Annotated in this window: 3 protein-coding genes and 1 pseudogene; 3 read left to right on the top strand and 1 reads right to left on the bottom strand. The window is 59.2% G+C overall.

The genetic code is table 11. The features are described from left to right. Positions 1-115: 115 nt before the first annotated feature. From HW452_RS17235 to trpC, 3 genes are read left to right on the top strand one after another with little or no spacing between them, the layout of a single operon-like run. Positions 116-688 (top strand): anthranilate synthase component II, encoded by a 573-nt coding sequence (locus tag HW452_RS17235; RefSeq protein ID WP_263433730.1) that lies wholly within the window; start codon positions 116-118, stop codon positions 686-688. A 36-nt stretch (positions 689-724) separates the two neighbouring features. Beyond that, a complete protein-coding gene (gene trpD / locus HW452_RS17230; protein WP_224107332.1) occupies positions 725-1,744 on the top strand; it encodes an anthranilate phosphoribosyltransferase in 1,020 nt (339 codons plus the stop codon). Between the two features lie 9 nt (positions 1,745-1,753). Continuing rightward, entirely contained in the window at positions 1,754-2,557 is an 804-nt protein-coding gene (trpC, locus tag HW452_RS17225; RefSeq protein ID WP_224107331.1) for an indole-3-glycerol phosphate synthase TrpC, read from the top strand. Between the two features lie 19 nt (positions 2,558-2,576). Here trpC and HW452_RS17220 read toward each other — a convergent pair. Continuing rightward, a pseudogene (locus HW452_RS17220) lies at positions 2,577-2,942 on the bottom strand (FAD-binding oxidoreductase); the annotation flags it as partial.

Below are 2,942 nucleotides of genomic sequence, written 5' to 3'. Positions count from 1 at the left end.
ATCAAATCCATACCGCATACCTAAATTTCCGACCTGGGTAACATCCTGGGTAACGAATGGGTAAAACAGAGGCAGCATCAATTAGAATCATAGGGTTATGAACGCTAAAGTTGTTATGCTGGATAATTACGACAGCTTCACCTTCAATATCGTCCAGTACTTGAGCGAGCTGGGTGCCGACGTGATGACACACCGCAACGATGCCATCACGCTTGAGCAGATCGAGGCGCTTTCACCCACACACCTGGTCATTTCCCCCGGCCCTTGTACGCCCAATGAAGCCGGTATCTCGATGGATGTCATCCGGTACTTTGCCGGCAGGTTGCCCATTCTCGGGGTGTGCCTTGGACACCAGGCAATCGGCCAGGTATTTGGTGGTCAGGTTATCCGCGCGCCCAAGGTCATGCATGGCAAGACGTCTGCTGTGATGCATCATCACCAGGGGGTGTTTGAAGGCCTTGAAAATCCGCTTGACGTTACCCGCTATCATTCGCTGGTCGTTGACAGGCAGACACTGCCGGATTGCCTGGAAGTGACCGCCTGGACCACCGAAGATGATGTGACGCCCGGTTTGATCATGGGGCTGCGTCACTGCACACTGGATGTAGAAGGGGTACAGTTTCACCCCGAATCCATACTGACTCGCCAAGGCCACGCGCTATTGGCTAATTTCCTGAAACGTGGCTGATTGCCTGGTTCACACGCTTTAGAGGCTTCCCTGTTCATGCAAATGCGCGATGCAATTAACGCGGTGATACACCGTAAAGACCTCCCTTTCGATGTCATGCACGCCTTGATGCGTCAGATCATGACCGGCGAAGCTACCGATGCCCAGGTGGGTGGCCTGCTGGTCGGCCTTGCCATGAAAGGTGAAAGCGCGGTGGAAATCAGTGCCGCCGCTCAGGTAATGCGCGACTTGATGCGCCGCGTCGAGGTGAAAGCAGAGAACGTCGTGGATATCGTGGGTACCGGCGGCGATGGGGCTAACCTGTTCAATGTTTCGACTGCCTCGAGCTTCGTTGCGGCAGCGGCGGGTGCGCACGTGGCCAAGCACGGCAACCGCAGCGTCTCCTCATCTTCAGGCAGCGCGGATCTTTTCGACATTGCGGGTATCTACCTGGACCTGAAGCCCGCCCAGGTGGCGCGCTGCATCGAGCAGGTGGGTGTGGGTTTCATGTTCGCACCCAATCACCACCCTGCAATGCGCTACGCCATAGGGCCGCGCCGCGAAATGGGGGTGCGTACGCTGTTCAACATTCTGGGCCCGCTGACCAACCCGGCAGGGGCGCCCAATCAGGTGGTCGGGGTCTACGCGCCGACGCTGGTACCGCTGATGGCCGAGGTGCTCAAAAAGCTTGGCAGCCGCCATGTGATGGTGGTTCATTCAGACGACGGCCTGGATGAAATCTCGCTGGCAACGTCCACTCGGGTAGCCGAGCTTAAAGAGGGCGAGGTTACTGAGTACACCATTTCCCCCGAAGCATTTGGCATCGAGCGCCAGAGCCTGACGACCCTGAAGGCCGCCAATGCGCAGGACAGTCTGCGCCTGGTCAAGGCAGCATTGAGTGGTGACGGTCCGGCGGCTGATATGGTGGCCCTGAATGCCGGCGCGGCACTTTACTGCGCAGGCGTTGCCGATACCCTGCACGAGGGCGTCGTGATCGCCCAGGATGCCCAGGCGTCCAAACTACCGCTCGAGAAACTCAGAGAGCTTTCTCACTTCACCAGCGTTTTCAAAGAGTAAGTGACCGCCATGACGCAACAGGCAACCCCCACCATCTTGACCCGGATTCTAGCCCGCAAGGATCAGGAAGTCGCCGAGCGCAAGCAGGCGGTTTCCGAAGCCAATCTTTTGGCGCTGGCCGAAAAGCAGAGCGCACCACGTGGCTTCATTGCTGCCCTCGACCAACGTATTGAAGCGGGCGATTCGGCGGTCATCGCTGAAATCAAGAAAGCGTCACCCTCGAAAGGAGTGATTCGGGAAGCGTTTCATCCGGCGGATATTGCCAAGAGCTATGCCAAAGGGGGGGCTGCGTGCCTGTCGGTATTGACGGATGCGGATTTCTTTCAGGGCCACGAAGACTATTTGATCGCGAGCCGCGATGCCTGCACGCTGCCGGTGATCCGCAAGGATTTCATTACCCATGGTTATCAGGTGGCGGAGGCTCGCGCCATTGGCGCCGACTGCATCTTGCTGATCGTGGCCGCGCTCGATGATGCCCAGCTGCGAGACCTTCACCAGCAGGCCAACCAGCTGGGGATGGATGTGCTTGTGGAAGTGCACGATGCCAACGAGCTGAGCCGTGCGCTGGCGCTGGATCTCAAGCTGGTGGGCATCAACAATCGTGACCTGCACACTTTCGAGACCAGCCTCGACACCACGCTGGATCTGCTGCCCCGGATCCCCGAGCACGTCTCGGTCATCACCGAATCGGGCATTCATACCCCGGATGACGTTCAACGGATGCGCGACCATCGGGTAAACGGCTTTCTGGTCGGCGAGGCCTTCATGCGCCAGGCCGACCCGGGGCAGGCGCTTAAACAGCTATTTTTCTAGCCACGCCTATAACGACCCTTTACCGGCTGCCGGCGCTGCGCATCGCTTCAAGCAGCGCCTGCATCGGGTGGGGGAGCACCTGATCGGAAAACCGCTTCACCTGGCTGCGGCACGAATACCCCGTGGCCAGCAGCCGGCCGGCGTTCTCTGTTGCCTCCACCTTCGGCTGCCAGGACTGGGCGTAGATGGTTTTCGAGGTATCCGCATTGCGGGTTTCGTGGCCGTAGGTGCCGGACATCCCGCAGCAGCCAGTCTCGACCAGTGAAAGCGTCAGCCCGAAGGCGGCAAACACCTGCTGCCAGGCGCGGGGGCTGGCCGGGGCGTTGGTCTTCTCCGTGCAGTGCGACAACAGCTTGAAGCCTGGGTCGGTCAGTTCGAGCGTGCC

Source organism: Vreelandella aquamarina (assembly GCF_020075495.1).
In the GTDB taxonomy this organism is placed as follows: Bacteria; Pseudomonadota; Gammaproteobacteria; order Pseudomonadales; family Halomonadaceae; genus Vreelandella; species Vreelandella aquamarina_A.
This window is presented reverse-complemented; position numbering and strand designations above follow the sequence as displayed.